Here is a 6,629-nt window from a genome sequence, read left to right on the forward strand (position 1 = left end):
GACGCCGGCCTGCCGGCCCGGGCCGGCGCCACGGTCGCGGCCACGGTGCGCCCGGCCGGCTGACCGCCGCTGTCGGCGCCTCAGGCAGACCGGAAGGCCCGTCAGCCCGTCCGGACGCGGCGTCAGCCCGCGTAGAAGAACGACCGGGGCTTGTCGATCAGCGGGGCCTCCCGCCACTGGTTGTTGACCAGCCGGTAGGCCTTGACCTCGCTCGGCTTGCCGTCCGTCTGCTTGACCTCCGCCATCGCGAGCACCGGCGGCGCCTGGGTCAGGCTGTCCGCCCGGGACTCCGAGGCCGCGACGGTCATCATGCTCTCGGCGCTCTGCAGCTGGGTGTCCGTGCTCTGCGAACCGTCGGTGCTGATGAAGTAGAGCTGCTGGGTCCGGTCGGCCTCCTTGCCGAGCACCAGCAATTGGTCGGCATCCGCCCAGGACACCGAGGCGACATCGGTGAGCGTGGGTGCGGCCCGGCGCAGCCCGGTGATCTTCACGGTCGGCGCCTGCGGGGTGCCGCCGTGCACCACCAGGCCGAACATCAGCGAGCGGGTGGCCACGCCCGGGCTCTTGACCACCAGGGCGACCCGGACGCCGTCCGAGGAGATCTTCAGCGCCTGCACGGTCTGCCCGGTCAGCCCCTCGACCGGCACGGTGGACGGCTTGTTGCCGCGCACCATCACCACCGACGAGGTCTGCTTGTTGCGGTCCACCACCCAGAGGTTGCCGCGGCCGTCCCAGCTGGGCGAGGCGAAGCCGTCCTCCTTGTCGCCGGACTTCGCCGACGAGCTCAGCACCGGCTCGCCCAGGTTCACCGCGTTGTCCGTCAGCTGCACCGAGTAGACCTGGTGGCCGTCCTCGCTGATCGCGGCGGCCTGGGCACCGCCCCGGCTGACCGCGATGGCGCCGAGCGGCGGCTTGGTGTTCGACTGCGGCTTGCCGAGGACGCCGCGGACCGGGTCGCCGGGGCGCCCCTCGTCGGTCGCCACCAGGGCACCGTCGGCGCGCTGGTAGTACTGCGTCGCGGCCGTCGGGCCGGCCAGCGAGCCGGGGCCGGTGGCCGGCACGTCGCTGCGGCTGGCCGTGCAGGCGCCGCGCTGCCCCTTCAGCTCCAGCCGCTCGACCTGGCCCTTGCCCTGGTCGGCGAGGGTGTAGAAGAGCTGGGTCGCCATCCGCCGGCAGGCCATCGGCTCGCCGACGTCCGCCTTGCCGAGCTGCACATGGGCGACCCGGCTGTCGTCGATGGTCACCTTGTCGACCGTGGTGTCGGTCGGGAACGCCGTGCGGACCACCGGCGAGAGCCAGGTGGAGGGACCGCCGACGAGCGCCCGGGCGGCCGAGGTGAGCGGGTCCACCCGGCGCCGCAGGTAGATCGGGTCGGCGATCAGCACCTCCTGACCGGCGTTCCCGGAGACCACCAAGGACGGGTCGGGCGCGGTGTAGAAGAACCGCTCGACCTGCCGGAAGCTGTTCCGGAAGTTGGTCTCGTTCATGATCACGCCGGGCGGCAGCCTGTCGATCCGCCACTCGCCGTCCTTCTCCCGGACGAAGGTGAAGTCGGAGGAGACGTTGTTGTTCTGCCCGGCCACCAGCAGGTACGAGTGCTTCTCGTCGACGGTGGCGACCAGCTGCCCGCGCACCGCCGCGGAGACCACGGTGTCCGCGTCGGTGACGTCCGGGACGGGCGCGATGGTGGTGGCGGAGAGCACCTGGGTCCCGGCGTCCGGGTTCCAGGCGGCGGCGGCGCTCTCGGTGAGGTACTTGCGCGCGGTTTCGTACCCCTCGTCGGCGGTCACCGCGTCCAGGAACCCGGTCAGCAGCTCACGCGGCTTGGCGCCCCGGCCGGGCGCCACCGGGTAGACCCGGGCCTGCAGGTTCTTGTCCGCCGAGCCCTGGGACAGCTCCACCCTGGTGATGCCGCCGGAATCGGGCATGGCCGCGCAGCCGCTCGCCACCAGGGCGCCGAGCAGCGCGCCGACCGCCGCGAGGAGCCGCGGCTCAGTCCTGTTGCTCGTCCCTCGCACGCTGCGACCCCTCCGCGTCCGTCGTCCCGCCCGTCACGTCCGGCTCCGCCGTCCGCTGTGCCACCGACGGCCGTCCCGGCGTCGGGTCCACCATGACCTGGGCCCCGGTGGCCCCGTACCCGGCGGCCGTCCACACGTCCGAGGGGTCCGAGCGCGGCCCCTCCGGCATCCGGCGCCGGCCCAGCCCGGGGCCGATGTTCAACACCCCGCCGAGCCCGCTGCCGAGGCCGTTGCCCACGGCCTCCGGCGTCTCCGCGTGGTCCTCGACGGCGGCGCTCGCCGTCGCGCCGGCCGGGCTGATCGCCCGCCGGTACGGCGTGCCCTGCGCACCCAGGCCGCGGTTGTTGCGGGAGTCCTCCGGCTCCAGCCGGAACGGCGCCCGGGTGATCTCGCCACCACGGGTGCGCGGCAGGGTGAGCCGGAAGTGCGAGCCGCCGCCGGGCTCGCCCCAGGCCTGGAGCCAGCCGCCGTGCAGGTGGGCGTCCTCGACCGCGATCGACAGGCCGAGGCCGGTGCCGCCGGTGGTCCGCACCCGGGACGGGTCGGCCCGCCAGAAGCGGTGGAACACCCGGGACGCCTCGCCCGGCTTGAGGCCGATGCCGTAGTCGCGCACGCCGACCGCGACCGCGCCGTCCGCGGAGCCCAGCCGGACCACCACGTCGCGGCCCTCGCCGTGCTCCAGCGCGTTGACCACCAGGTTGCGCAGGATGCGCTCGATCCGGCGGGAGTCCACCTCGGCCAGCACCGGCTCGCCGTCGCCGCGGATCACCACGGCGCTGCCCTTGGCCTCGGCGAGCGGTTCGGCGGCCTCCACCACACGGGCGACGATCTCGCGCAGGTCGACCGGCTCGGCGTCCAGGATCGCGGCGCCGGCGTCGAAGCGGCTGATCTCCAGCAGGTCGGCGAGCAGCGACTCGAAGCGGTCCAGCTGGCCCTGGAGCAGCTCCGCCGAGCGGGCCGCCATCGGGTCCAGGTCCTCGCGGCTGTCGTAGATGAGGTCGGCGGCCATCCGGACCGTGGTCAGCGGGGTGCGCAGCTCGTGCGAGACGTCCGAGACGAACCGCCGCTGCACCCGGGACAGCTCCTCCAGCTGGCGGATCTGCGCCTGGAGGGCGTTGGCCATCCGGTTGAAGGACTCCCCGAGTCGGGCGATGTCGTCCGTCCCGGTGACCTTCATCCGCTCTTCCAGGTGTCCGTCGGCAAGCCGCTCGGAGATCCCGGCGGCCATCCGGACCGGGGTGACCACCTGGCGCACCACGACCCAGGCGATGCCGCCCATGAGGATCACCACGAACACTCCGGCGGTCGCCAGGGTGCCGGTGACCAGGTTGAGGGTGTCGGTCTCCTGGCCGAAGGAGAACACGTAGAACATCTGGTACGGCGTCCCGGCCGGGCCGACGAACTGCATGCCGAGGGCCAGCCCGGGCTCGGACTTGACGCTGCTCTCCGGCGAGCGGTGGATCCGGGTCGGCTGGTCGAACATCTGGCCGGGCTCGGCGAGCAGCTTCGCCCGCAGGGTGTCCGGGATGCTGATCGGCTGGATATCGCCCGAGTAGCGCGGCGCGAAGCCGGCGGTGTCGGGCACGACGGCGCCGGTGCCGGGGGCCATCGCGATCACCGAGTAGACGGTCTGCCCGCTCCCCGCCAGGTCGTTGACCTGCCGCAGCAGCCAGGTGCCGATCTCGTCGACGGTCGGGTCGGCGGTGCCCCGCAGCTTCTGGTCCCGGGCCTCGTCGATCTTCTTCTGCTCGACCTGGAAACCGATCCGGGCCTGCGCGCGGGCGGCGTCCATCTTGGTGTCGAGCAGGCCGGTGCGCACCTGCGCCACCACGACCACGCCCAGCACCAGGACGACCGCGATGGACGCCAGCAACGACACCGCGACCACGCGCAGCTGGATCGACCGGCGGTACAGCGCGGCCACCCGGTGCACGGGGCGGCGCAGCTGACGCTTCACCAGCGCGACCACGCCGGAAGGGCCGCGTCGGCGGCGGGTGCTCGAACTCAGCACGTCGCCGCGCACGGCCCCGGCCCCGTCGGTCGCGGAACCCGACGGGGTGTCGTCTGCCCGGCCCGTCACGTCAGCTGGGTCCGGCCTTGTAGCCGACGCCACGGACGGTCACCACGATCTCGGGGCGCTCCGGGTCCTTCTCGATCTTGGAACGCAGGCGCTGCACGTGGACGTTGACCAGTCTGGTGTCCGCCGCGTGGCGGTAGCCCCAGACCTGCTCCAGCAGCACCTCACGGGTGAACACCTGCCAGGGCTTGCGGGCCAGCGCGACCAGCAGGTCGAACTCCAGCGGGGTCAGCGGGATGCCCCGGCCGTCCCGCTTCACCGAGTGGCCGGCCACGTCGATCACCAGGTCACCGATGGTCAGCTGCTCGGGCGTGGGCTCCTCGGCGCGGCGCAGCCGGGCACGCACCCGGGCCACCAGCTCCTTGGGCTTGAACGGCTTGGTGACGTAGTCGTCGGCACCCGACTCCAGGCCCACCACGACGTCGACCGTGTCGGTCTTCGCGGTGAGCATCACGATCGGGATGCCGGACTCCGCCCGGATCTGCCGGCACACGTCGATGCCGTCACGGCCGGGCAGCATCAGGTCGAGCAGGACCAGGTCGGGCTTGGTCTCCCGGAACGCGGCTAGCGCCCTGTCCCCATCCGCCACGAAAAACGGCTCAAAACCCTCACCACGCAGCACGATGCCGAGCATCTCGGCCAGTGCGGAGTCGTCATCAACGACGAGGACGCGTCCCTTCATGCGTCCATCCTCTCATTACCGGATTGTGACCTGCCGCACAGCAGTGCCAATGCTCCAGAACGGCCAACTCCCGCACCGGTGCATTCCGGCCATACCAGGCGAATACCCCCGCCGGAAACTCCTCCGGACCCCCTCCGCGCCCCGCCGGGAACCACCGCCCGGCCCACCGCGAAGGACCGTTGCCGATCAGCAACCGGATCGCCGTGGGGCCGATTTCCGGCCCCATGGCACGATGGGCGCTGCGCGCGGGCGGAAGATCCGTTCGCAGTCGCGCCCGTGACGCCCTCCGAGGAGCAGTGATGACCGACACTCCGGGCTGGGCCTCGCCCAGCTCGTCCGAGCCGCCCCGCGACGGCGCCCGGCCCCCGGCCGACGCGCCCTCCGCCGTGCCCGGGCCGTCGGCACCACCACAGGCCACCCCCGGCTGGACCGGCCCGGCCGGCACCCCCCGGAACGGACAGCAGTGGGGCCGGCAGCCCCCCGGCGGCCACCGCCCGTACGGCTGGGGCGCCCCGGCGAGCCCAAAGCCGGGTGTCATCCCGCTGCGCCCGCTGAGCTTCGGCGAACTGCTGGACGCCGCCGTCACCACCGTCCGCCGGCACTGGCGCACCGTGCTCGCACTCTCGCTCGGGTTCGCCGTGATCGCCCAGGCCGGAACCGTCCTGGTCAACCTGCTGATCAAGGGCAAGACCGGCCAGGCCACCCAGACCCTGCGGATGCTGGCCGACCTGCCGCTGGAACTGCTGCTCAACGTGTTCGCCACCGCGCTGCTCACCATCGTGGTCAGCCGTGCCGTCCTCGGCCGGTCGGCGACCGCCGCGGAGGCCTGGCGCGAGGCCCGTCCCCGGCTGCTGCAGCTGCTCGGGCTGACCCTGCTCACCGTCCTGCTGGGCCCCGGCGTGATGCTGCTCGGCTTCGCCCCGCTGATCGGCTACACCGCCACCGGCACGGGCTCCCCCGCGATCGCCGGCCTGCTCACCCTGGTCGGCCTGCTGACCGTGCCGGTCGCCGTCTGGCTGTGGATGCGCTTCAGCCTCGCCGCCCCCGCCCTGATGCTGGAGAAGCAGGGCGTGCTGACGGCGCTGTCGCGCTCGCGGCGCCTGGTCCGCGGCGCCTGGTGGCGGGTCTTCGGCATCAACCTGCTGGGCCACCTGCTGGCGCTCTTCGTCGCCGTGGTCATCGCCGTCCCGTTCCAGATCCTCGGCCTGGTGCTGGGCTTCGAGAGCATCAACCGCCAGGGCCTGCCCGGCACCGCCGACCAGGGCGTCGCCATGGTGCTCCTGCTGGCGGTCGCCGGCATCATCGCCGGCACCTTCACCACCCCGTTCATCGCCGCCGTCGGCGTGCTGGTCTACATCGACCAGCGGATCCGCCGCGAGGCCCTGGACATCGAACTCGCCCGCGCGGCCGGCCTGCCCGAGCACGGCGGCGCCGACTGGGGCGCGCAGGGCGACCCCACCCCGGCGAGGCGCTGAGCCGGATGCCTAACTGGGGGGACAGGCTCCTCGCCGCGGGCGGCGCACCGGTCACCGTGCCGCGTGACCCGGCGCGCGACGCCGCCCGCGACGAGCTGCTCGACGCGGAGTACCACAAGCACGACCCGTCCGTACTGCAACGGATCACGGACTGGGTCTACGACCACATCGCCGCCGCGCTCGACAGCATCTCCGGCGACGGCACCGACGGCACCACCGGACTGATCCTCTTCCTGATCGTCGCGGTACTGATCGGCGCCGCGGTCTGGTGGCGCCTCGGCGCACCCCGCCGCGCCGCCCGCACCGTCCAGGACGTGTACGGCACCGAGGGCCCGCGCAGCGCCGACCGGTACCGGGCGGACGCCACCGGGCACGCC

General features: G+C 73.2%; 4 protein-coding genes and 1 pseudogene. 2 read left to right on the forward strand and 3 right to left on the reverse strand.

The window, feature by feature from the left end; all coding sequences use genetic code 11:
- Positions 1-122 precede the first annotated feature (122 nt).
- From KS423_RS34780 to mtrA, 3 genes are read right to left on the reverse strand one after another with little or no spacing between them, the layout of a single operon-like run.
- A complete protein-coding gene (locus KS423_RS34780) occupies positions 123-2,018 on the reverse strand; it encodes an LpqB family beta-propeller domain-containing protein (protein ID WP_224283746.1) in 1,896 nt (631 codons plus the stop codon).
- Positions 1,993-4,098, reverse strand: coding sequence for an MtrAB system histidine kinase MtrB (mtrB, locus tag KS423_RS34785; protein WP_374120080.1), 2,106 nt, complete (start codon positions 4,096-4,098; stop codon positions 1,993-1,995). The genes KS423_RS34780 and mtrB overlap by 26 nt, the downstream gene beginning before the upstream one ends.
- Position 4,099: 1 nt before the next feature.
- Positions 4,100-4,777 (reverse strand): MtrAB system response regulator MtrA, encoded by a 678-nt coding sequence (gene mtrA / locus KS423_RS34790; protein ID WP_030247322.1) that lies wholly within the window; start codon positions 4,775-4,777, stop codon positions 4,100-4,102.
- A gap of 299 nt (positions 4,778-5,076) precedes the next feature.
- Here mtrA and KS423_RS34795 point away from each other — a divergent pair, with 299 nt between their 5' ends.
- Positions 5,077-6,252 carry a hypothetical protein gene (locus KS423_RS34795; protein WP_224283747.1) on the forward strand — a complete coding sequence of 392 codons (1,176 nt, stop codon included), beginning with the start codon at positions 5,077-5,079 and terminating at the stop codon, positions 6,250-6,252.
- 5 nt (positions 6,253-6,257) lie between these two features.
- Positions 6,258-6,629 (forward strand): annotated as a pseudogene (locus tag KS423_RS34800) (hypothetical protein); the annotation flags it as partial.

Origin of the sequence: Streptomyces sp. LS1784 (genome assembly GCF_020103755.1) — a bacterium.
Lineage (GTDB): Bacteria > Actinomycetota > Actinomycetes > Streptomycetales > Streptomycetaceae > Kitasatospora.